Here is a 22,477-nt window from a genome sequence, read left to right as displayed (position 1 = left end):
GAAAACAGGGCGACAATGCAAAGGATGACCGGGAATGGCAATGGCGGATGTGACCGTTCTCGGGGCCGGGATCTTTGGCCTGTCAGTGGCATGGGCCTGTGTGCTGCGCGGGGCGAAAGTGCGCGTGATCGACCCGCATGGGCCGGGCGCGGGCAGCAGCGGCGGCATCGTCGGCGCACTGGCCCCACATGTGCCCGAACAATGGAACGAAAAGAAAGCCTTTCAACTGGATAGCCTGTTGATGGCGGCAGATTTCTGGGCCGGGGTCGAGACGGCATCGGGCCTGTCCACCGGGTATGCACGGTTGGGACGCGTGCAGCCTGTCGCGGATGTCGCGGGGCTTGATCTTGCCCGCGCGCGTGGCGAGTCTGCAGCGGATCTCTGGCAAGGACAGGCTGTATGGGAAGTGCTGCCTGCTGAAAAACTGGGTGACTGGGCACCGCAAAGCCCGTCGGGCTGGGTGATCCGCGACACGTTGACCGCGCGTTTACATCCCCGCATGGCATGTGCCGCCTTGGTCGCCGCGCTGCAGGCGCGCGGGGCTGAGGTGGTCAAGGATCACGCCCATCAAGGACGGGTGATCCACGCCACAGGTGTGGCCGGGCTTGACGCGGCCAGTGCCGCTCTGGGTCGCAGTTTCGGCAGCGGCGTGAAAGGGCAGGCGGCGTTGCTCGCGCTGGACCGGCTTGATGCGCCACAGTTATTTGTCGATACGATCCATATCGTGCCCCATGCAGACGGGACTGTGGCCATCGGATCGACCAGCGAGCGGGACTATGACGACCCGAAGAGCACGGATGCACAGCTTGACGCGGTCATCGCCCGGGCCCGTGAGGCTGCGCCGGCACTGCGCGAGGCACCCGTCATCGACCGATGGGCCGGGGTCCGCCCAAGGTCACGCAGCCGCGCGCCGGTGCTTGGCGTGCATCCGGTTCACAAGGATCACTTCATCGCCAATGGCGGCTTCAAGATCGGGTTCGGCATGGCCCCCAAGGTGGCACAAGTCATGGCCGATCTGATGCTGGATGGGGTGGACAGTATACCGGCCGGGTTCCGACCAGAGGCGAGCTTGTAACCGTCAGGCGGCTTGTGCCTGCATGCACTGTCGTCCGTCCGGCCCGCGCACCCACATCGTCCCGTCATCGCACCAGCACAGATCAGCCGCTTCAAAATGCATCAGCGGTGCCGTCGCACGAAAGCTGAACTGGCGCAGGGTGCCCAAACGTTCCTCGGCCAGCAGCATCAGATGCTGCGCCAGCAGCGGACCGTGAGTCACCAAGCCTGCATAGCCTTCGACATCGCGGGCGTAATCCAGATCGTAATGGATGCGGTGCCCGTTGAAGGTCAGGGCGGAATATCGAAACAACAGCGTGCTGTCGAAATGCACGGTGCGGCAGATCTCCTCATCCGTCCGCGCCTGCGGGGCCACAGGTGCGGGGGCATCCGGTGAAGGGTCCTCACGATAGACCAGATCCTGCCATTCGGTCACGCAAGCCTGCCCAACCTGCGCGATCTCGTGCCGCAGGGTGACAAAGCCTAACGGACCCGTGCGCCCATCCTTGCGGGTCACGCTGTCGATTGTCGTGGTCTTCACCGCAGCGGTGCCTGCGATCAGGGGCGCGTGGAATTCCAGCCGCCCTCCCGCCCACATCCTTCGCGGCAGACCCAGATCGGGGATCAGCCCCAGCCCGGTGGCCGGATGCCCGTCCCGGCCCAGCCGCGCCGGGGGCTGCGGGTCCCAGAAATGAAGCTGATGGAAAAAGGGCGGCAAGGCGCGTCCCACCGTGATCGTGGGCGTCAGCCCAAGCGCCACCTGCAAGGCAGCCCCGCGCGCGGGGTCCATTGGATCGGTGATCGTTTGACTGTCTGGGCGGGTAGTATCATGTTGCATGGGCGCAGATTAGGCGCGGCTTTCACGGGGAACAATCGCGAAATGACACCCAGAGTCACAGCACTGGACCATCTGGTTCTGACGGTCGCCGATATCGGCGCGACGGTCGATTTCTACACCCGCGTGCTGGGAATGCGGAGCGAAAGCTTTACCCCCGCGGGCGGCGCACCCCGTATGGCGCTGCGCTTCGGGGCGCAGAAGATCAACCTGCATCAAGCCGGCGCCGAGTTTCGTCCCCATGCCGGCCATGTGCAGGCGGGATCAGCCGATCTCTGCTTTCTAAGCGAGACGCCATTGGATGCCTGGCAAGCGCATCTTGCGGCACAAGCTATCACTGTCGAAGAAGGCCCCGTTCGCCGCACAGGGGCAGAAGGGCCGATCCTGTCGATCTACCTGCGTGACCCCGATGGCAACCTGATCGAAGTATCGAACCGCCTGCCAGCCTGAGGCGCGTCGCGTGCTGGATAGAGTAATTGTGAAACGATGAATCAGAGGGCCGTCAGCCGCGCGGCGTCACCTGCCGGACAAGCCCCTCTTGCGCGACATTGGCCACCAGCCGCCCGTCGCGGGTGAAAACGCGGCCCCGATTGAAGCCGCGTGCGCCACCTGCCCAAGGGCTGTCCATCGTATAAAGCAGCCAGTCATCCACGCGGAACTCGTCATGTACCCACAACGCGTGATCAAGGCTGGCGAACTGCATATCCAAATCCGTAAAGGTCTTGCCATGCGGCATCATCGAGGTGCCCAGCAACCCCATATCCGAGGCAAAGGCCAGTGCCGCCCGATGCATAGCGGGATCGTCGGACATGCGGCCCCGGACCCTGATCCAGATATCCTGCACCGGTGGCCGGGGTGTCCGGTCAAACGGAGGGCGCGGCGTGACCGAGCGCATCTCGACCGGGCGTGGCGTTTTCAGCCAGTTGCGAAAGGCCTCGGGCAGGGCATCACCCATGCGGGCGGCCATCGCTTCTTCGGTTTCCAGATCCTCGGGGGCGGGCACATCGGGCATACTGTCCTGATGCGTCAGCCCCGGCTCAGGTACGTGAAACGAGGCGGCAAGATTCAGGATCGGCTTCCCATGCTGGATCGCCACGACGCGGCGGGTGGCGAAACTACCTCCATCACGGTCCCGCTCAACCCGGTAGAGCACGGGCTGCGTCGCGTCACCGGGACGCATGAAATAGCCATGCAGAGAATGGTTGGGTCGTGAAGGATCAACCGTCATCGTCGCCGCCATCAGCGCCTGCCCGATCACCTGCCCACCAAAGCTGCGCCCGCGCCCCTGCGGTGTGGCGATGCCGCGATAGAAATCCTCCTCGATCCGCTCCACGGTCAGAACGCGGGTCAGGCTGTCAGCAAGGTGCTGGTCTGATGCTTGTGCTGCGCTGTCTGTCATCTGTCTGTCCCTTGTGCCGTGGTCAATGCGCCTCGGCCCAGTTGTGCCCTTTGCCACCATCCACGATCAGCGGCACATCCAGTTTCAACACCGGCTCGCAGGCGGTTTGCATCACCTCTCGCGCGGTGTCGATCAACCGGTCGGCGGCGTTTTCATCCACTTCGAAGATCAATTCGTCATGCACCTGCAACAGCATCGTGGCGGGCTGGCCCTTGATCGCGGCGGGCATGCGGATCATCGCGCGGCGGATGATATCAGCGGCTGTGCCCTGAATGGGCGCGTTGATCGCTGCGCGCTGGGCAAAGCCTGCGGTCGGTCCCTTGGCATTGATGTCTGGCGTGTGGATCTTGCGCCCGAACAGCGTCTGGACATAGCCATGGTCGCGCGCAAAGGCCTTGGTTTCGTCCATATAGGTGCGGATACCGGGAAAACGCTCGAAATAACGGTCGATGAAACCCTGCGCCTCGGCCCGCGGAATGCGCAGGTTGCGCGCCAGACCAAAGCCGGAAATCCCATAGATCACGCCGAAGTTGATCGCTTTTGCGCGGCGGCGGATATCGGACGTCATCTGGTCCATCGGCACGTCGAACATCTCGGAGGCGGTCATGGCGTGAATGTCCTGCCCCTCACGGAAGGCCTGTTTCAGCGCGTCGATCCCGGCGATATGGGCCAGAATCCGCAGCTCGATCTGGCTGTAATCGAGGCTCACCAGCACCCGGCCTTCAGGGGCCACAAAAGCCTCGCGAATGCGGCGGCCTTCCTCGCTGCGCACGGGGATGTTCTGCAGGTTGGGATCGGTCGAGGACAGTCGCCCCGTATTCGCCCCCGTCTGCATATAGGACGTATGCACCCGCCCCGTTTCTGGGTTGATGTGATCCTGCAATGCATCCGTATAGGTGGATTTCAGCTTGCTCAACTGCCGCCAGTCCAGCACGCGACCGGGCAGATCGTGCATTGTCGCCAGATCCTCCAGCACATCGGCACCCGTGGCATAAGCGCCGGTCTTGCCCTTCTTGCCGCCCTCCAACCCCATCTTGTCGAACAGGATCTCGCCCAATTGCTTGGGGGAGCCGACATTGAACGTCTCACCGGCCAGTTCGTGAATCTCGGCCTCCAGCCCCGCCATCTTCTGCGCGAAAGCATTGGACATGCGGCTGAGGGTGTCGCGGTCCACCTTGACGCCTGCCATCTCCATCCGCGCCAATACGGGCACCAACGGGCGCTCAAGGGTTTCATAAACGGTCGTGACCCGCGCGCGGTGCAGTTGAGGGCGGAACAACTGCCACAGGCGCAGGGTAATGTCCGCATCTTCGGCGGCGTAGGTTACCGCTTCGTCAATCGGCACGCGGTCAAAGGTGATCGCGGATTTGCCGCCACCCAGAAGCGTCTTGATGGCAATCGGTTCATGCTCCAGATACCGCTCGGACAGCGTGTCCATCCCATGCCCGTGCAGTCCGGCATTCAGGGCATAGGACATCAGCATCGTATCATCGATGGGCGCCACCGTAATTGCATGGCGGGCAAAGATCTTGGCGTCATACTTCATGTTCTGCCCGATCTTGAGGATGCTGTCGTCCTCAAGCACAGGCTTCAGCGCGGCCAGAACATCCGACATGGGCAATTGCCCCTCGGCAAGCGCGTCTGATCCGAACAGATCATCCGCCGCCCCCGCCTTGTGACCCAGCGGGATATAGCATGCGCTGCCCGCCTCGACGCACAGGGAAATCCCAACCAGTTCGGCGCGCATCTCGTCAAGGCTGGTAGTTTCAGTATCCACGGCCACATGGCCCCGGTCACGGATCAGAGTGATCCAGCGCTCAAGGGCGGCCATATCCGCCACGCGTTCATAGGTCTTGGGAAAGGGCACCTCGGCGGGGGCGGTGCCGTTGTCCGGGCTGTCGCTCAAAGGTGCCGCCCCGGCAGGGTCGGTGTCCTTGATCACGGGTGCCTTGACGCCCAGCGCATCCGAGATCCGCTTGGTCAGGGTGCGGAACTCCATCTCCGCCAGAAAGGCCAACAGCTTGTCCGGATCAGGATCACGAATTTCCAGATCATCCAACGTGAAATCCAGCACCATGTCGCAGTCAAGCTGCACCAACCGCTTGGACAGTTCGATCTGTGCGCGGTGCTGCTGCAACACCTCCCGCCGCTTGGGTTGCTTGATCTCTTCCGCACGATCAAGAAGCGCCTCAAGCGAGCCGAACTCGTTGATCAGCAGCGCCGCCGTCTTGATGCCGATACCGGGGGCGCCGGGGACGTTGTCCACGCTGTCGCCTGCCAGCGCCTGCACATCGACCACATGTTCGGGGCCGACGCCGAATTTCTCGATCACACCCTCGCGGTCGATGCGGCGGTTCTTCATGGGGTCCAGCATCTCGACCCCGTCACCCACCAGCTGCATCAGGTCCTTGTCCGAACTGACGATGGTCACGCGGCCCCCGGCCTCACGGGCCTGACAGGCCAGGGTCGCGATGATGTCATCAGCCTCGAACCCCTCCAACTCCTTGCAGGCGATGTTGAACGCCTCGGTCGCGGCGCGCGTCAAAGGGATCTGGGGGCGCAGGTCCTCGGGCATGGCCTCGCGGTTGGCCTTGTAGAGGTCATACATGTCGTTGCGGAACGTATGGCTGCCCTTGTCGAAGATCACGGCCACATGGGTCGCCGCATCCGCGCCGCTGTTGTTTTCCACATAGCGCTGCAACATGTTGCAAAAGCCCGACACAGCGCCAATCGGCAAGCCATCGGACTTCCGCGTCAGCGGCGGCAGCGCGTGATAGGCGCGAAAGATGAAGGCCGAGCCGTCGATCAGATGCAGGTGGCAACCCTTGCCGAATGTCATGCGCGCCCCTTTCGCGGGCCTTGGGCCCGCTGCGTCTTCTTGCTCAAAATATCCCCGCCGGAGGCATCTGCCCGTTCAAGCAGAACACTGGCCAGCGATCAGACCTTGCCCTCGAAATCGCGGTGCACGAATTTGCAATCGCAATAGGGACATTCCACCCATCCATGTTCGTGCGGTATCTGTAGCCAGACACGCGGATGGCCCAGGGCACCTTCGCCCCCGTCACAGGCCACGCGGTAGGTATCGACAAGCTTTGTCTCTGGCGCCTCGATCGTCATCTCGGGACATTCCCTTTCGCGGTCAATTGGATTAGGTCCGTTATGAGCGATGAGACGAGCAGGGGCAAGTAGACCATGAGCGGCAATGCGATCGAAATCCGGGGGCTGGTGAAAACCTATGGCGGGGCCAAGGGCCAACCGGAAAAACAGGCGCTGCGGGGCGTTGACCTTGATATTCCTACCGGGTCGGTCTTCGGCCTGCTGGGGCCGAACGGGGCGGGCAAGTCCACGCTGATCAACATCCTTGCAGGGCTGGTGGTCAAGACCGCAGGACAGGTGCGGATCTGGGGCTTTGATCAGGATGTGAACCCGCGCCAGTCGCGCGCCGCGATCGGCGTGATGCCGCAAGAGCTGAACCTTGACCCGTTCTTCACGCCGCGCGCCGCGCTGGAAGTGCAGGCGGGTCTTTACGGCGTGCCAAAATCCCAAAGGCGCAGCGACGAAATTCTGGCCCTGATCGGGCTTGAGGACAAGGCCGATGCCTATGCCCGCACCCTGTCAGGCGGGATGCGGCGGCGGCTTCTGCTGGGCAAGGCGCTGGTGCATCACCCGCAAATCCTTGTGCTGGACGAACCCACAGCAGGCGTGGACATCGAATTGCGCCAGATGCTGTGGACCAATATCCGCAGGCTGAACCGCGAACAGGGCATGACCATCATCCTGACGACCCATTACCTCGAAGAGGCCGAGGAAATGTGCGACCAGATCGCCATCATCAATCAGGGACAGGTCGTCGCCCGCGACAGTACAGCTAACCTTCTGGGCCAGATGGACCGCAAGACCATGGTGATCCACCCCGCCAGCCCGGCCCAGACCTTGCCTGCCGGCCCGGGGTTGGACGTGACACGGCGTCCCGACGGATCGCTGGCCATCAGCTATCACACCAGCCAAACCTCGGCCGAGCAGGTCTTGGAAGCGGTGCATGATGCGGGTGTGTCCATCCGCGACGTCAAGACAGAACAGGCCGACCTGCAGGATGTATTCCTGAACCTGACCCGCTCTGCCTGATCCCATCCCGCGCGCCTGCGACACCTGTCGGATGCGCTCCGCGCGGGGATATTTTAGGCAAGAAGAAACAGGGCGCGGCGCCTATTCTGCGCGCGGTAGCATCCGGCCCAGCACACGTCCGCCAAGGATATGCACATGCAGATGCGGCACTTCCTGCACCCCCGCGGCACCCGCGTTCGAGATAGCGCGGAAACCGCCGCCACCCATTCCGGGCTGCACCTCCATGATCCGGCAAACCTCGCCGATGGCGCGGGTGAAGTCCACGATCTCGGCATCCGAGGCGGCCTGCGCGAAGTGATCATAGGTGACGTAAGGCCCCTTGGGGATCACCAGCACATGGACGGGTGCCTGTTCGGAAATGTCATGAAAGGCCAGCGTGTGTTCGGTCTCCAGAACCTTGCGGCTTGGAATCTCCCCGCGCAGGATCTTTGCGAACACGTTCTGGTCGTCATAAGTATAGGCCATCGGGCACCTCAGTCGGCAAAAAGATAGTCGGTTGCTGCGATTTCATGCGCCTTGTCGTGGGAAATGGCAAGAAACTGCGACAGTTTCCGCGTGTTCTCTTCGACCGGGTCGATCTCACGGATGCGGTGGTGATGTTCAAAGTTCTGATCGCGGATCCGGTCGCTTTCGAAGGTCATGTCGTTGCGGATCGTGGGCAGCAGCCGCGCCAGCGTATCGGGCGGGGTCTGCTCTCCCGCCAGACCCACGCGTTTCGCATGACCGATCAGGTAGTCGTCCGAGAACTGGCATTCGACCTCGAGCAGACGTGTGGTCGAGCGGTCACCGCAAAAATCCTGCAAGAGGTCCAGATTGCCGGGGTCCATGCACACGATCAACCGATCCGTTTCGTAATAGTCGAACAGCATCCGCATCAGCGCGCGGCGATGCCGCGTGCGCTTGCCAAGACTGGACTGGATGCCGCCCAGATCAGGCAGATAGGTGCTCTCCTCGTTGAAAAGATACTCGATCACCGGCACGTTCGTGACCTGACGGATACGGTAGAGCAGGCGTTTGGCCACGTGCCATTTCTTGCAGACCAGAATCAGCAATTCACGCTCTCTGCCCAGCGTGCTTTCCGTCTCCCAGAAGCGGGACGCGAAGCGGCGACCGATCCGGCCCCGCCCGGCAAGGAACTTGTAAAGACTGCGCCCCTCGTTCGAGATCTGGAAGCGCACCCCTTCGGCGGCATAGAGATCGCCCAACCGCGCCTTGAGCGTCGTGGCGCCGGGGCTAATCTTGCGCGCGAAAAGGAAATCCTGGCTGAGCAGCAAATCGTAATGGTCGTTGTAAAATGTCACCGGCATCCCGTAATCCGAGAACATCAGGAAGGTCAGGGTGCGGCAGTTGATCTCGGCCTCGGGGATCAGGTGGCGGACGAGGGTCTGAAAGAATGTCTCATCCGGGATCCATGTGGTGCTGAAGAAGCGCATCACATCGGGACGGCGGCGGGTGAAATCGAGGATCTGTTCGATCGTGCGGCGGCGCAGGCACCACCATTGGCTGCCGATCTGGATCTGAAGGTCCTGCGGGATATCTCGCTTCAGACCGAGACGTTTCTGAAGGTTGAAAGCAGCATAGAACAGGCGCTTGTTGTTCCGTTCGTTGAAGAAGTGCCTGTAGATCAGCCGGTCTTCCTTCATCCCGGTCTTGATCCAGTCACTTTCGAAGAAGTCGAAGCTTTCGATGTAGTCCATGTCTGCGGAGTCAAGGAAGGCATGGGCGTATTCTGCCGACTTGATGGCCATGCAGTCACCCGACAGCATGTAGAAATGCGTGGCGCGGGGAAAAGCGTCCACCGCCGCATGAACAGCCGCCAAGGTTGCCCTGACCAAAGACCATTCACCCCAGCCGCATTTGACCCGCCGCTTGGCGAAGGTGACATTGGGATTGTTCCGCAGCGCATCCCGTATCTTGCGATAATGGGCGTCACTGGCGCGCCCATCGAAATGGATGGCCATGAAGTCGCCCACAGCCGTCAGACGCTGTGCCTGCGCGATGATCGCTTCGGGGTCCTTGTGGCACAGAAGAATGAATGCAATTCTCGCCATTCAGGAAACCACAAGCCTTTGGTTACAGATATGAGGAAGAGTGATACCGATCCCAGAGGAATGAATAAACAGGCTTTCTTTCGATTTTGCAAAGTTGGTATATAGCGTCGCATAAAAAAGACGCGTGGTTTGGAGGCAGAGCAGATGGGGTTTCCGGGCACTTGGATGACGGAAAGCGAGAGCGTGGTCTATCGCGTGGTGCCGAAATGCGCCTGCTCGACCATCGGACAGATCCTCTTTTACTCGGATCATGGCGCGTTCTTCGACGGTGACATCCATGATTCCACCGCTGGCCTGCACAAATGGGCACAGCCTGAAAGTCAGGTCCTGATCGAGAAGAATGTGAAGGAGCATGCCTCCTATGCCTTCACCTGCGTGCGCAATCCCTATACCCGCATCCTGTCGTCATTCTTTGACAAGATCTGTGGCATCCAGCGGAACGGGCGTCGCTATCGCGGCAATCTGGTGCCCATGCTGACCCAGAAATACGGGATCGAGGTTGGAGGCGAGGATGGCACAGCCGAATTCGACCAGATCCGCAGTTTCCGCCGTTTTCTTCTGTTCGCACGCGACACCATCCGCTGGCGCCGCCCGATGGAGCCGGATATCCATTGGTCGGCGATGTCGGGGCATGTCTCGACCTTCATCGTCAATGGCGGTCGCTACGACAGCATCTTCTGGACCGAGGCGTTCAATGACGGGATGCAGGCCGTGCTGGACGCGATCGAAACGCCCCACAAGGTGGATCTGGCGACGATCCCGCGTTTCAATGAATCCGAGGGGCACGGGCCCAAGCGTCTGCATCCTGTCGAAGATTACTTCGACGATCTGTCGATGCATCTGGTTTATGAGATCTACAAGCGCGACTTCGACCTGTTCAAATACGATTTCGAAAACCCTGCCAACAAGATGCCGGTGGGCGAGATCGATCTGGACGAGGTGCACGCAAAGCTGGGTGATTGAGGCGGTCAGCCCCGCATCAACTCTGGCAGGTCGCCTGTCAGCCCGGCGGCCTCACGGATAAACCCGCGACGCAGGCCCGGGATGGCATTGACGACACCCATGCCGATATCGCGGCCCAGCCGTAACAAAGGGTTGTCGCTTGCAAAGATCCTGTTCGTCAGGTCCGTCGCCAGCGCCAGTGTCGCGGTGTCGAACCGCCGCCATTGCTGATAGCGTTCCAGCACCGAATCCGAGGCGATATCCTCGCCGCGGTGTCTTGCATCCGTCATCACCTGCGTCAGTGCCGCGATATCGCGCAGACCTGCGTTAAGGCCCTGTCCAGCGATCGGATGCACGCCATGCGCGGCATCTCCCACCAGCGCAAGACGAGGTGCTATAAAGCTGTTGGCGAGGGTCAGGTTCAACGGATAGGTGTAGCGCGCCCCGGCCAGCCGGATCTCGCCCAGAAAATCGCCGAAACGCGGACGCAGCATGGTCAGGTAGTCCTCATCCGACAAGGCATTGAACGCCGCGGCATTGGCATGCGTTTCCGACCAGACGATGGAACTGCGATTGCCCTTCAGCGGCAGGATCGCCAGAGGTCCCGGCGGCATGAAGAACTGATGTGCGATGCCGTGATGCGGAAGGTCATGCGCGATGGCGCAGACCAACGCGGTTTGTCCGTAATCCCATCCTGTCCGGCTGATTCCTGCCCGCTCTGCCGTGCCGGATCGGCGTCCATCGGCACCCACCAGCACTCGCCCAGTCAAGATCCGGCCAGAGGCGAGGGTGACCGTGATCCCCTGCGCGCCAGCATCCTGCGCAATGACGGTTTCGCCGTTCAGCCTTGTAATCAAAGGGTTGTCAGTGATCGCCTCAAGTACCGCCTGGCGCAGATGGCGGTCCTCGACCATGTGGCCCATCGGGCCTTCTTCGATCTCGGCATGGTCAAAATGCAGATGGAAGGGCGAAAGCGGCCCCTCGCCGGCGCGGCCGTCGCTGACCTTGATCTCCAGCATCGGCTGCGCGTCATCCGCCAGCGCCTCCCACAGCCCAAGCCGCCGTAGCAGGCGGACCGAGGCCAACGCCAACGCGTATGAGCGCCCGTCGAACCCGTCCGCCGCAAGCGAGTCCGCAGGCTGTGCGTCGATCACAGTCGAAGTCAGGCCCGACCGGGCAAGGGCGAGTGCCAGAACAGGGCCATTCAGCCCACCGCCCACAATCAGGATATCGCTGTCATATGTCATGGCGCAAATATGGGGGAATGGATGGGATTGTCCATGCGCCTGACTGACGCTACCGTCTGCGACATATCGGTATCGGGAGGGGTTGGGGATGCAGGATTGGCTGGGCCGCACAGCGGCGGATCAAGGACGAGCCATCGGCGCGGGAAAACTGGACCCGGTCGATCTGACACAGGCCTATCTGGACGCCATCGCCGCGCATCCGATGACAGACCGCATCTATGCCCGGACCATGCCGGACCGCGCCTTGTCCGAAGCCGGGGCTGCGCGGGCGCGCGCGCGGGCCGGACTGCGCCTGTCGCCTCTCGACGGTGTGCCCATCAGTTGGAAAGACCTTTTCGATACCGCCGGGGTGCTGACCGAGGCGGGCTCTGCCCTGCTGAAAGGGCGCGTGCCGGACCGCGATGCCGACGTGTTGCGCAACGCCACGGCCGCGGGACTGATCTGTCTGGGCAAGACCCATACCAGTGAACTTGCTTTCAGTGGGCTGGGCCTGAATCCCGTGACCGCCACCCCGCCGAACGTGAATGACCACGCCGCTGTTCCGGGCGGGTCCAGCTCGGGTGCTGCGACTTCCGTGGCCTTTGGGCTGGCTTCGGCGGGGATTGGCACAGACACGGGCGGGTCGGTGCGGATTCCGGCAGGCTGGAACGACCTTGTCGGCCTCAAGACCACGGCAGGGCGGGTGTCCTGCGCCGGTGTTGTTCCGCTGTGCGAGCGGTTCGATACGGTCGGACCTCTGACACGCTCGGTCGAGGACGCGGCGCTTCTTCTGGCCGCACTTGAAGGGGGTAAGCCCGCAGATTTGCGCGGGGCAAGCCTGTCAGGGCGGCGTCTGGCGATCCTGAAGACCGTCGTGATGGACGATCTGCGCGATGCGCCCGCCACGGCTTTTGCCAAGGCTGTCCAGCGGCTTGAGGCCGCAGGCGCCACCATCGAAGAGGTCGAAGCCCCTGAACTGGCAGAGGCAATGAAGCTGGCTCCTATCCTGTTCACCGCAGAGGCATACGGCATCTGGCGCGAGGTGATCGAAGCAGCCCCCCATCTGATGTTCGACCAGATTCTTGAACGCTTCCGGGGCGGAGCGGCCTTCAAGGCTGCTGACTACGTGGCCGCATGGCGCACCCTTGATGCGGGGCGGCAGGCATGGCACGCCCGCATGGCCGGTTTTGACGCGGTGATCTGCCCGACCGCGCCCAATACGCCGCCAAATCTGGAGCGGCTGATGTCGGATCACGACTACTATGTGACCGAAAACCTGCTGACCCTGCGCAATACGCGCGCAGGGAATCTGATGGGCCTTTGCGCCACGACCCTGCCCACAGGCACGCCCGGTTGCGGGATCATGCTGATGGGGGCGCCTATGGCCGAAGAGCGGCTGTTGCGCCTGTCTGCGGCGGCCGAAACCGCGCTCGGTTAAGCGGAACAGCCGACCCAGGGCATCTTTGCAGCACCTCTTTTGCTGAAATGCCACAAGAGGCCGGAATCCCGCTGCTTTTTCTGGACGCAAGCCGCGCGGTTCGATAGTTTGCAACCAAACGGGGCGTCATGATCCCGATGATTGAGGCAGTTTAAACATGTTCCCCGAGCGGTTCTCGAACCTACCGGCCTATGCGTTTCCGCGCTTGCGGGAACTTCTGGACGCGCACGCGCCCGGCGGACCAGTCGTGCATATGACGATCGGAGAGCCGAAACACGCTTTTCCCGATTGGGTCGGCCGCGTGATCGCCGAGAATATCGCCGATTTCGGTCGCTATCCGCCCAACGAGGGAACGCCCGAACTGCTGGATACGATCGGTGCGTGGATCGCGCGGCGCTATGGCGTAAGCCTTGATGCACAAAAGCAGGTGATGACGCTGAACGGCACGCGCGAGGGGCTCTATAACGCCTGTATGGCGCTGGTCCCGGAACAGAAAGCCGGGGCCAAGCCCGCGATCCTGATGCCGAACCCCTTCTATCAGGTCTACATGATCGGCGCGATTTCGGTGGCGGCAGAGCCTGTCTTCGTGCCCGCCACCCGTGACGGAGGCTACCTGCCCGATTACACGTCCATGCCCGTCGAGGTGCTGAACCGGACAGCAGCGGCCTATATCTGCTCGCCCGCCAACCCGCAGGGATCTGTGGCAAGCCGGGAGTATTGGCGCAATCTGATAGCGCTGGCAGAGCGCTATGATTTCAAGATCTTCGCCGATGAGTGCTATTCCGAGATCTATCGTGACGCGCCGCCCGTCGGCGCGCTTGAGGTGGCCGCCGAGATGGGTGCGGATCCCGAGCGCGTGGTCATTTTTCACTCGCTGTCCAAACGCTCCAATCTGCCGGGCCTGCGGTCAGGTTTCATGGCGGGCGGTCCGCAAAGCATCGCACGGGCGCGTCAGCTGCGCGCCTATGCCGGTGCACCGATCCCCCTACCGTTGCAGCGGGCCTCGGAAACGGTGTGGGCCGACGAGGATCATGTGATCGAGAACCGTCGTCTCTATGGCGAGAAATATCAGGCCGCCGATGCGGTCTTCGCGGGTGTGAACAGCTACAAGGGACCTGACGCCGGGTTCTTTCTGTGGCTGCCCGTCGAGGATGGCGAGTCAGCGGCATTGAAACTCTGGCAGCAGACAGGCGTGCGGGTTCTGCCCGGTGCCTATCTGAGCCGCGACGTGAACGGGGACAACCCCGGCAAAGGCTATATCCGGGTCGCAATGGTGGCCCCAATCAACGAGATGCAGGCCGGGCTGATCGCCCTGCGCGACTGCATCTATGGGTAAGAGGACGAGGGCAGGCATGGCATATCAGACCCGTGGGCGCGATCCGCTGTTCGACAGCGACGTTCAGGCAGCGATTGAAAAGCGCGGCAAGGAACTGTTGGGGCTGGTGCTGATCGTTCTGGGCTGCGCGGCGGCGGCGATGGTCATCTCCTACAATCCCGAAGATCCGTCTTTCCTGTCGGCCACCGATGCGCCGGTGCAGAACTGGATGGGCCGGATGGGTGCGACCATCGCGGCCCCTCTGTTCATGATCGCAGGCTGGGGCAGTTGGGCCATCGCCATTGTGCTGTTTGCTTGGGGCGTGCGCTTTGCGCTGCACAGGGGCGAAGAACGCGCCATGGGGCGGCTGATCTTTGCGCCCATCGCCGTGGCGCTGTGCTCGGTATATGCCGCAACACTCAATCCCGGAGATGTCTGGCGCGAGACGCATCATTTCGGTCTGGGCGGCGTCTTCGGCGACATGATCATGGGGATGGTGTTGACTACCGTTCCACTGGGTTCTGCCGTGGGGATCAAACTGGCATCGCTGGTTCTGGCGCTGGCGATGCTGGCATTGGGATCCTTTGTGCTGGGCTTCACCCGCATCGAATTGAAGCGGATCGGACGCTTTCTTCTTGTCGGACTCATTCTGTCTTATGCGCGGCTGATGCAGATGATGGGACGCGGCGCATCCGGCACGGTCCAGATGGCGCAGGGCTTGCAGGCTCGCGCTGCCGAGAGGCGGTTGATCCGCACGCGCGAGGCCGAAGAGGCTGCAGCCTGGGCTGCAACGCAATCCATGCAGGCGAGCTCAGCACTGATGGCAGACCCGCGTCGTGCGCCCTTGATGGCACAGTCTGAACGCGCCCCATTGGTGGCGCGACGCAACGACCTTCCCCCGGCGCCTCCGTCGATGAACTGGGAAGAAGACGAACAATGGCAGGACGAGGCTGCATGGCAGCACGAACCTGATCCGGGTCCCATCGGCAAGATCAAATCTGGTCTGCTGGCCCGTGTTCCCGGTTTCGGCCGCCGCGTCGAAGCCATGCCCGAGCCGGAACTGGTCGAACAATTTCCGGCCGCCGCTTTTGCCCAGCATGATCTGGCCCCCGGTGACGACCGTATCCGGGCCAAGATCGCAGATGTCATCAAGTCACGCGTGCGTCCTGTGCCGCCCATGGCCCCGGCGCAACACGCCCCTTTGACCCGCGGACGTGGGCGTGGGCCGGACCCGCTTGTCTTCAATCCGACCCGAACCGCGATCAAGGCCGAACCGCCGCTGACCGCGGCCCACAAAGGCGTGGTGGCTGCGGCTGCTTCCGCCGCCATGACTCCGGTCGCGTCTATCGCTGCCGCTGCGACGCCTGTGGCCTATGCCGCCGGGTCGCATGATGACAACATTTTCGACGACTCCTATGACAACGCCTATGATGCGCCGTTTGATCAGGTGGATGATGCGGATCAGGATGATTACGATGCCTTTGCCTATCAGGCCGATCAGCCCTACACCCTCCAGCCCGAGCCTATGCAGATCCCGGTGGCGCAACCCCGCAGCGTGGTGCAACACCCGCCGCGCAAGCCTGTTCAGCCCTCGACCCGCGCCAAGGCCGAGGCCCAGCCCGCGCTGAAATTCGACCCGGAAGAGGCCGTTTATGAACTGCCCCCACTGGCGCTGTTGTCGAACCCCGCGCTGATCCAGCGACACCACCTCAGCGATGAGGCGCTGGAGCAGAACGCGCGGATGCTCGAATCCGTGCTGGATGATTATGGTGTCAAGGGCGACATCGTTTCGGTCCGCCCCGGCCCCGTCGTGACCATGTATGAGCTGGAACCCGCGCCGGGCCTCAAGGCCAGCCGCGTGATCGGTCTGGCAGATGACATCGCCCGGTCCATGTCGGCCCTGTCGGCGCGCGTCTCCACCGTGCCTGGCCGCACCGTCATCGGGATCGAACTGCCGAACGAGAACCGCGAAAAAGTGGTCCTGCGCGAGATCCTTTCGGCGCGCGATTATGGCGACAGCAACATGAAACTGCCGCTGGCGCTGGGCAAGGACATCGGCGGCGATCCCATCGTCGCGAACCTCGCCAAGATGCCTCACCTGCTGATTGCCGGAACTACGGGGTCGGGTAAATCGGTGGCGATCAACACGATGATCCTGTCGCTGCTCTACCGCCTGACGCCGGAAGAATGCCGGTTGATCATGATCGACCCCAAGATGCTGGAACTGTCCGTCTATGACGGCATCCCGCATCTGCTCTCGCCCGTTGTGACCGACCCGAAAAAGGCGGTCGTCGCCCTAAAGTGGGTCGTGGGCGAGATGGAAGAGCGCTATCGCAAGATGTCCAAGATGGGCGTGCGCAACATCGATGGCTATAATAGCCGCGTGGCCGATGCGCTGGCCAAGGGCGAGATGTTCAGCCGCACGGTCCAGACCGGCTTTGACGATGAGACTGGCGAGCCGGTGTTCGAAACCGAAGAACTGATGCCCGAAAAGATGCCCTATATCGTCGTCATCGTCGACGAGATGGCGGATCTGATGATGGTCGCCGGCAAGGAGATCGAAGCCTGCATACAGCGCTTGGCGCAGATGGCGCGGGCCTCTGGTATACATCTGATCATGGCGACTCAGCGCCCGTCAGTGGATGTCATCACCGGCACGATCAAGGCAAACTTCCCGACCCGGATCTCGTTCCAGGTGACGTCCAAGATCGACAGCCGCACCATTCTGGGCGAAATGGGCGCCGAGCAGCTTTTGGGCATGGGCGACATGCTCTACATGGCGGGCGGCGCCAAGATCATCCGGTGCCATGGCCCCTTCGTCAGCGATGAAGAAGTCGAGGAGATCGTCAACCACCTCAAGGCCTTCGGTCCGCCGAAATACATGAACTCGGTTCTGGATGGCCCGGACGAGGATCGCGAGGCCGATATCGACGCAGTTCTGGGTCTGGCCAGCGGCGGCAATACCGATCTGGAGGATGCGCTGTACGACACCGCCGTGGCGATTGTCGTCAAGGATCGCAAATGCTCCACCTCCTATATCCAGCGCAAACTGGCCATCGGCTACAACAAGGCCGCGCGTCTGGTCGAACAGATGGAGGAACAGGGCGTCGTCAGCCCCGCCAACCACGTGGGCAAGCGCGAAGTGCTGGTGCCGGAACACTGAGGCACCATCACTTCACGCACGGCTCTCGGCGGTGTCTCGCTTTTGTGACGCCAGGCAAGGTGCAGAGCGAACAAAAGCGGCATATATGGAGAGCATGAACATGATGCGCTTTCTTCTGGCCCCCCTGCTCGGACCTGTCCTTGCGATGGCGTTGGCCCTTCCGGCGGCGGCAGAGAAACTGCCGCTTGCTGAAATATCCAGTTATCTGAACGACATGCGGACCGCGTCCGGCGACTTCACGCAGATCAACGCGGATGGCACCATTTCCACCGGCACGATCTATATAAACCGACCGGGGCGGATCCGCTTTGAATATGCCCCGCCCGATCAGACGCTGGTTCTGGCCAGCGCCGGCACAGTTGCGATTTTTGATCCCAAGTCCAACACCGGACCCGAGACATATCCACTGGCACGCACGCCTTTGTCGATCATCCTTGCCGAGCGGGTGAACCTTGGACAAGCCCGCATGGTGACGGGGCACAGCTACGATGGCACCGCGACGACCGTGACGGCACAGGACCCGCAACATCCCGAGTATGGCAATATCCAGATGGTCTTTACCGGCAACCCGATCCAGTTGCGCCAGTGGGTCATCAATGACGATGCGGGAAACAGCACAACAGTAGTGCTGGGCGATCTGCGTCTTGGCCAGTCCATCGCCGCACGGATGTTTGATATCGGGGCCGAAGCGGATCGGCGTGGTGAAGGCGGGCGCTGAACCCGCCTTCCGAAGACCATATCAGCCGCGCGCAATTTCCGCTCGTAGGGCGGCCATCAGATCCGTCAGGGTCTTGATGTAGATCTCGCCCTTCAGGTGACCGTTCTCGTCGAATTGCTCCGAGGTCTGCGCCAGCAACATCTCGGGCCCCTGCAGGATGCGGGGACGAAACGCGACCATGCAGTTGCGCAGCATCACCTGCGCGCGCTCCCCTCCCGCGCGGCCAGCGGTGGCGGACAGAATTGCCACCGGCTTGCCCGACCAGGGCGACCCCTTGGTGCGGCTGACCCAATCCAGCGCATTTTTCATCACTCCGGAAATGCCCTTGTTGTATTCGGGCGTTGAAATTACGACAGCATCGGCAGCGGCAATCTGGTCTGCCAGCTTTTGAACCGCGGCGGGGATGCCTTCTGCATCCTCCAGATCACCGTTGTAGAGCGGCAGGTTCAGATCGCCCTCCATAAACTCTGCCTCACCGAACAGTCGCGCTGCCTCGGCCAGAAGTTTACGGTTGAACGATCCGGCGCGTAGCGATCCGGACAGGCCCAGAAGAACGGGTTGCGACATTTAGGGCACCTTCAAAACTGTTGAACAGGATAGGTCACACCTAACCCATCGGACCGCGTGGACAAGTCATGCAGGCGCACAGGCGCTGTGATCGACTGCACGCTGCTCTGTTGAAGTGCATTCTTGATCCGGCAGAATAGAAAACGCCCCGCCAATCAGGCGGGGCGTTCTATTTCGTTGACCAGTTCCGGCGGATCAGCCGTTGGGAACAATCACGATCTCGACGCGGCGGTTCTGCGCGCGACCTTCTGGTGTCAGGTTCGACGCGATGGGCTGATCTTCGCCCGCGCCGAAGGTGCGGATCCGACCGCCCGACACTCCGCTGCTGATCAGCACGCCTGCAACTGCATTGGCACGACGCTCGGAAAGCTGCTGATTATAGGAGGCAGCACCCGTGTTGTCGGTGTGGCCCACCACCTGAATCGTGGTGTCGGGATAGCTGTTCAGGCTGCTGGCGATGGTGCGCAGATCACCCTGCAGATCCGAACGCAGCGTGGCGCTGTCCGTGGCGAACAGGATGTCCTGCGGCATCGACACGATCAGGCGGTCGCCTGTATTGGTGATGCGCGCCTGGTTGCCCAGATCCCGGCGCAGTTCGGCTTCCTGCTTGTCCAGGTTGTTGCCGACGATGGCACCGGTGCCTGCACCCAGAATACCGCCGATCACGGCACCACGTGCACGGTTGTCACTTACCAGCGCGCCTGTGGCCGCGCCCAGCATCCCGCCAACGACGGCACCCTGACGGGTGTTGCGGTTCGGGTCGTTCGGGTCACCTGTGCCGGTCGGTTCGGTGCAAGCGGTCACGGCTACCAGCGAAAGGCCAGCCAGCAGCAGAAGGGGTTTTTGAGCTCGGGTCATGTGATGCCTCTTGGTTACGTCTGAATGTTCAGATCTGTAACGCTTATAACCCAAGCTTCGTTCCCTCCCAACCCAAGGAAATATCGGACTTGGCAGAAAATCGCCCATTGTCCCGCAATCGTGATCAATCCAGCCCTTACATCGTCAGGCGTCCACCCGCGCGGATTCATAGGCCAGCATCGCGCGTTTGACCGGAAGGCCCCAGTGATAGCCACCCAGCCCCCCCGATTTTCGCAGCGCCCTATGACAAGGGATCAGCCAACTGACCGGATTGCGCCCCACGGCCGTGCCCACGGCGCGAACCGCCCGGGGATGGCCGATGGCTCCGGCGATGTCGGAATATGTGGTGACATGACCTGACGGGATGGACAGCAGCGCCTCCCAAACCTTGATCTGGAAAGGGGCGCCGATCAAATGCAGCGCCGACTCGCCGCCGCCACCAAAGGCCGCAGTGACCCAAGGGGCCACGGCATCCGGCGCATGGTGATAACCGGCTGCGGGCCAACGCGCAGTCATATCGGCCATTGCGGCATCCCGACCTGTCTCTTCGGTAAAGGCCAGACCGCAGAGGCCGCGCTCGGTGCCCATCGCCAGAACCTCGCCAAAAGGACTCGTGAACCAGCCATAATTGATCTGCAACCCCTCGCCCCGCTTGGCGAATTCACCGGGGCTCATGGCCTCCCACCGCAGGAAAAGATCATGCAACCGTCCGGTGCCCGACAGCCCCGCCGTTTCAGCGGCCTCCAGTGTCGTCATACGGTCGGTCAGCAACCGCTTGGCATGATCCAGCGCCAGATACTGTTGATACCGCTTGGGCGAGACCCCGACCCACGCGGAAAAAAGCCGCTGGAAATGCGCCGCACTCATCCCCATCCGCGCGGCCAGATCATCCAATGCCAAAGGGCTGTCCGCCGCATCGATGATCTCGATGGCGCGGCGCATGACGTGATAATGATAGCCGTCGGCATCTTTGTCCGTGATGGAAAGGGAGGCTGTGGTTTCGCGTGTCATCTGCATCTATCCTGATGTGTCGGGTCGATCCTAACGCAGCTTTGGCGGCTATCGCGACCCGAATGTTGCGCTTTCGCGCAAGCTGGGCGGATGCGATGCCTTGGCCCTTGCCCGGATGGGCCGGTCAGGGCATAGACCGGACATGGTCAGACAACTCGATTACCATACGCTGCGTGCGATCTTCACCCGCTTTCAGGCGGCTGATCCCGAACCCAAGGGAGAGTTGGAGCATGTGAATGCCTATACGCTCGTGGTCGCCGTCGCGCTCAGCGCGCAGGCCACCGATATCGGCGTGAACAAGGCAACGCGGGAATTGTTCAAGATCGCCGATACGCCGCAGAAAATGCTGGATCTTGGCGAGGAAGGTCTGATCCAGCATATCAAGACCATCGGCCTCTTCCGCAACAAGGCCAAGAACGTCATCAAACTCAGCCGTATCCTTGTGGACGACTATGGCGGGGAGGTGCCCAATTCCCGCGCAGCCCTTGAATCCCTGCCTGGCGTGGGGCGCAAAACCGCCAATGTCGTGCTGAACATGTGGTGGGGCATGCCCACGCAGGCGGTGGACACCCATATCTTCCGCGTTGGCAACCGCACCGGGATCTGCCCCGGCAAGGACGTGACCGCCGTAGAACGCGCGATCGAGGACAATATCCCCGCTGATTTCCAGCATCACGCGCATCACTGGCTGATCCTGCATGGTCGCTATACCTGTGTTGCGCGCAAACCCAAATGTAACGCTTGCCTGATCCGTGATCTGTGCCCGTTTGAGGAGAAGACCCCATGAAGACCTATCAGGTTGTCGGTATCGGCAACGCCATCGTCGATGTCATCAGCCAGTCCGACGACAGTTTTCTGGACCTGATGGGTATTCAGAAAGGCATCATGCAGCTTGTCGAGCGTGAACGCGGCGAACTTCTTTATGGCGCGATGGAGAACCGCCGTCAGGCACCCGGCGGCTCGGTGGCCAATACGCTGGCAGGTCTTGGCAATCTTGGGCTTGAAACGGCCTTTATCGGCCGCGTGCACGATGATGCGCTGGGCCGTTTCTATGCGGATGAAATGGCCAAGGGGGGCACGGACTTCGTGAATGATCCGGTCAAGGGCGGCGAGTTGCCCACGTCGCGCAGCATGATCTTTGTCTCGCCCGATGGCGAGCGGTCGATGAACACCTATCTCGGCATTTCCGCCGAACTCGGCCCCGATGACGTGCCTGCCGATGTGGCGGGCAAGGCAAAGATCCTGTTTCTTGAAGGCTATCTCTACGACAAACCCAAGGGGAAAGAGGCTTTTGAGGCCGCCGCCGCCGCGTGCCGCAAAGGTGGCGGCAAGGCCGGGATCGCGCTCTCCGACCCCTTCTGCGTCGATCGTCACCGCACCGATTTCCGGCGGCTTGTCCGGTCACTGGATTATGTGATCGGCAACGAGCATGAATGGAAATCGCTCTACGAGACGGATGATCTGGGCACAGCCTTGGAACAAGCCGCGTCCGAGTCCGGCTTGATCGTCTGCACGCGGTCGGGCCACGACGTGGTGCTGGTGCAGGGCGAACAGACCGTGACCGTTCCGGTGACCGAAATCGTGCCCGTCGATGCCACAGGCGCAGGCGACCAATTCGCGGCCGGATTCATCTATGGCATGGCGACCGGGCAGGACCTTGAAGTGTCGGGCCGTATGGGCTGTGTGGCAGCGGCCGAGGTCATTGGCCATTTCGGCGCGCGCCCCGAAGCGGATCTGAAGACGCTATTCAAACAGGCCGGCCTGGTCTGATCCCCT

General features: G+C 61.9%; 20 protein-coding genes. 10 read left to right on the top strand and 10 right to left on the bottom strand.

All coding sequences use genetic code 11. The features are described from left to right. Positions 1–40 precede the first annotated feature (40 nt). Positions 41–1,075 (top strand): NAD(P)/FAD-dependent oxidoreductase, encoded by a 1,035-nt coding sequence (locus PVW27_RS04920; RefSeq protein ID WP_274555811.1) that lies wholly within the window; start codon positions 41–43, stop codon positions 1,073–1,075. A gap of 3 nt (positions 1,076–1,078) precedes the next feature. Here the strand turns inward: PVW27_RS04920 and PVW27_RS04915 are convergent, their stop codons facing one another. After that, the gene (locus PVW27_RS04915; protein ID WP_274555640.1) at positions 1,079–1,843 is read right to left on the bottom strand and encodes an FAS1-like dehydratase domain-containing protein; all 765 of its coding nucleotides are present in this window, start codon (positions 1,841–1,843) and stop codon (positions 1,079–1,081) included. 90 nt (positions 1,844–1,933) lie between these two features. On the opposite strand from PVW27_RS04915, the gene PVW27_RS04910 reads away from it, so the two are divergent. Then, positions 1,934–2,338, top strand: coding sequence for a VOC family protein (locus PVW27_RS04910; protein ID WP_274555638.1), 405 nt, complete (start codon positions 1,934–1,936; stop codon positions 2,336–2,338). A 52-nt stretch (positions 2,339–2,390) separates the two neighbouring features. Here the strand turns inward: PVW27_RS04910 and PVW27_RS04905 are convergent, their stop codons facing one another. The 3 genes from PVW27_RS04905 to PVW27_RS04895 all read right to left on the bottom strand — a co-directional run bounded on the left by PVW27_RS04905 (position 2,391) and on the right by PVW27_RS04895 (position 6,404). Beyond that, the gene (locus PVW27_RS04905; RefSeq protein ID WP_274555636.1) at positions 2,391–3,287 is read right to left on the bottom strand and encodes an acyl-CoA thioesterase; all 897 of its coding nucleotides are present in this window, start codon (positions 3,285–3,287) and stop codon (positions 2,391–2,393) included. 22 nt (positions 3,288–3,309) lie between these two features. Further along, on the bottom strand, positions 3,310–6,126 hold the full coding sequence (polA, locus tag PVW27_RS04900) for a DNA polymerase I (protein ID WP_274555634.1): 2,817 nt from the start codon (positions 6,124–6,126) through the stop codon (positions 3,310–3,312). A 98-nt stretch (positions 6,127–6,224) separates the two neighbouring features. Then, positions 6,225–6,404: a zinc-finger domain-containing protein gene (locus PVW27_RS04895; RefSeq protein WP_274555633.1), complete on the bottom strand. Its 180-nt coding sequence runs from the start codon at positions 6,402–6,404 to the stop codon at positions 6,225–6,227. 75 nt (positions 6,405–6,479) lie between these two features. Between PVW27_RS04895 and PVW27_RS04890 the strand changes: the two genes are divergently transcribed. After that, positions 6,480–7,412, top strand: coding sequence for an ABC transporter ATP-binding protein (locus PVW27_RS04890; RefSeq protein WP_274555631.1), 933 nt, complete (start codon positions 6,480–6,482; stop codon positions 7,410–7,412). Positions 7,413–7,493: 81 nt separating this feature from the next. Here the strand turns inward: PVW27_RS04890 and PVW27_RS04885 are convergent, their stop codons facing one another. Both PVW27_RS04885 and PVW27_RS04880 read right to left on the bottom strand, forming a co-directional pair. Further along, positions 7,494–7,877, bottom strand: a complete 384-nt coding sequence (locus PVW27_RS04885) for an HIT domain-containing protein (protein WP_274555629.1) — start codon at positions 7,875–7,877, stop codon at positions 7,494–7,496. An 8-nt stretch (positions 7,878–7,885) separates the two neighbouring features. Further along, on the bottom strand, positions 7,886–9,463 hold the full coding sequence (locus PVW27_RS04880) for a DUF5928 domain-containing protein (protein WP_274555627.1): 1,578 nt from the start codon (positions 9,461–9,463) through the stop codon (positions 7,886–7,888). Positions 9,464–9,607: 144 nt separating this feature from the next. Between PVW27_RS04880 and PVW27_RS04875 the strand changes: the two genes are divergently transcribed. Beyond that, on the top strand, positions 9,608–10,426 hold the full coding sequence (locus PVW27_RS04875) for a sulfotransferase family protein (protein ID WP_274555809.1): 819 nt from the start codon (positions 9,608–9,610) through the stop codon (positions 10,424–10,426). A gap of 5 nt (positions 10,427–10,431) precedes the next feature. Here PVW27_RS04875 and PVW27_RS04870 read toward each other — a convergent pair whose 3' ends face one another. After that, a complete protein-coding gene (locus PVW27_RS04870) occupies positions 10,432–11,652 on the bottom strand; it encodes a UbiH/UbiF/VisC/COQ6 family ubiquinone biosynthesis hydroxylase (RefSeq protein ID WP_274555626.1) in 1,221 nt (406 codons plus the stop codon). A gap of 88 nt (positions 11,653–11,740) precedes the next feature. Between PVW27_RS04870 and PVW27_RS04865 the strand changes: the two genes are divergently transcribed. The 4 genes from PVW27_RS04865 (at position 11,741) to PVW27_RS04850 (ending at position 18,265) form a co-directional block, all read left to right on the top strand. Further along, positions 11,741–13,069 carry an amidase gene (locus PVW27_RS04865; protein ID WP_274555624.1) on the top strand — a complete coding sequence of 443 codons (1,329 nt, stop codon included), beginning with the start codon at positions 11,741–11,743 and terminating at the stop codon, positions 13,067–13,069. Positions 13,070–13,226: 157 nt separating this feature from the next. Further along, complete coding sequence (locus PVW27_RS04860; RefSeq protein WP_274555623.1) at positions 13,227–14,405, top strand: aminotransferase class I/II-fold pyridoxal phosphate-dependent enzyme; 1,179 nt, start codon at positions 13,227–13,229, stop codon at positions 14,403–14,405. A gap of 16 nt (positions 14,406–14,421) precedes the next feature. Continuing rightward, positions 14,422–17,547: a DNA translocase FtsK gene (locus PVW27_RS04855; protein ID WP_274555621.1), complete on the top strand. Its 3,126-nt coding sequence runs from the start codon at positions 14,422–14,424 to the stop codon at positions 17,545–17,547. Positions 17,548–17,632: 85 nt separating this feature from the next. After that, complete coding sequence (locus PVW27_RS04850) at positions 17,633–18,265, top strand: LolA family protein (RefSeq protein WP_432762041.1); 633 nt, start codon at positions 17,633–17,635, stop codon at positions 18,263–18,265. 21 nt (positions 18,266–18,286) lie between these two features. Here the strand turns inward: PVW27_RS04850 and PVW27_RS04845 are convergent, their stop codons facing one another. The 3 genes from PVW27_RS04845 to PVW27_RS04835 all read right to left on the bottom strand — a co-directional run bounded on the left by PVW27_RS04845 (position 18,287) and on the right by PVW27_RS04835 (position 20,701). Then, a complete protein-coding gene (locus PVW27_RS04845; RefSeq protein WP_274555619.1) occupies positions 18,287–18,832 on the bottom strand; it encodes an NADPH-dependent FMN reductase in 546 nt (181 codons plus the stop codon). A gap of 195 nt (positions 18,833–19,027) precedes the next feature. Then, positions 19,028–19,690: an OmpA family protein gene (locus PVW27_RS04840; RefSeq protein ID WP_274555617.1), complete on the bottom strand. Its 663-nt coding sequence runs from the start codon at positions 19,688–19,690 to the stop codon at positions 19,028–19,030. Between the two features lie 144 nt (positions 19,691–19,834). Next, positions 19,835–20,701 (bottom strand): bifunctional helix-turn-helix domain-containing protein/methylated-DNA--[protein]-cysteine S-methyltransferase, encoded by an 867-nt coding sequence (locus tag PVW27_RS04835; RefSeq protein WP_274555615.1) that lies wholly within the window; start codon positions 20,699–20,701, stop codon positions 19,835–19,837. Positions 20,702–20,843: 142 nt separating this feature from the next. On the opposite strand from PVW27_RS04835, the gene nth reads away from it, so the two are divergent. Together nth and PVW27_RS04825 are read left to right on the top strand one after the other, a co-directional pair. Continuing rightward, positions 20,844–21,488: an endonuclease III gene (nth, locus tag PVW27_RS04830; protein ID WP_274555613.1), complete on the top strand. Its 645-nt coding sequence runs from the start codon at positions 20,844–20,846 to the stop codon at positions 21,486–21,488. Then, the gene (locus tag PVW27_RS04825; RefSeq protein ID WP_274555611.1) at positions 21,485–22,471 is read left to right on the top strand and encodes an adenosine kinase; all 987 of its coding nucleotides are present in this window, start codon (positions 21,485–21,487) and stop codon (positions 22,469–22,471) included. The genes nth and PVW27_RS04825 overlap by 4 nt, the downstream gene beginning before the upstream one ends. Positions 22,472–22,477 lie beyond the last annotated feature (6 nt).

It is taken from the genome of Seohaeicola sp. 4SK31, assembly GCF_028802875.1.
GTDB lineage: Bacteria > Pseudomonadota > Alphaproteobacteria > Rhodobacterales > Rhodobacteraceae > Seohaeicola.
The sequence above is the reverse complement of the archived record's forward strand: the minus strand, read 5'-3'. Positions and strand labels throughout refer to the sequence as shown.